This is a genomic window from Mesorhizobium sp. M7D.F.Ca.US.004.03.1.1 (assembly GCF_003998635.1).
Taxonomy (GTDB): Bacteria; Pseudomonadota; Alphaproteobacteria; order Rhizobiales; family Rhizobiaceae; genus Mesorhizobium; species Mesorhizobium loti.
In genome coordinates, this window is record NZ_RZQG01001869.1 from 1 (window position 1) to 395 (window position 395).

The following is a 395-nucleotide window of genomic DNA, read 5'->3' on the forward strand; positions in this document are numbered from 1 at the left end:
TTCCTATGTCGGGATCGCCATCAGCCTCTTCCCGATGATCGTTCCCTACCATTTCACGCTCTGGGAATCGGCTTCTTCAGAACGCACCCAGGCTTTCCTGCTCGTCGGCACTCTTGTGTTGTTGCCAGTAATCCTGATGTACACCGGCTGGTCGTACTGGGTGTTCCGCGGCAAAGTCCGAGCAGATATCGGATACCATTGAATAGGTTTTTCGGACGCTGACCGACACAGTTGCTCTCATATTTACATGGTATCTAACTGGCTCGTGCAAGAAGCTGCATGTCGCGAAGAGCCAACGCCAATGAAGTCGACCTGTTCGGATCATTCGTCGCCACGACGCAGCAAGCGTCTCAGCATCGGTTCTATCCGCGAAAGCTCGTCGAGATGCGCAACCG

1 protein-coding gene is annotated in these 395 nt (G+C 53.9%); it reads left to right on the forward strand.

All coding sequences use genetic code 11. The annotated features are described in order from the left end of the window. The coding region (locus EN935_RS40450) for a cytochrome d ubiquinol oxidase subunit II (protein WP_206534753.1) at positions 1 to 202 on the forward strand (202 nt) is incomplete at its 5' end. Between the last annotated feature and the right edge of the window lie 193 nt (positions 203 to 395).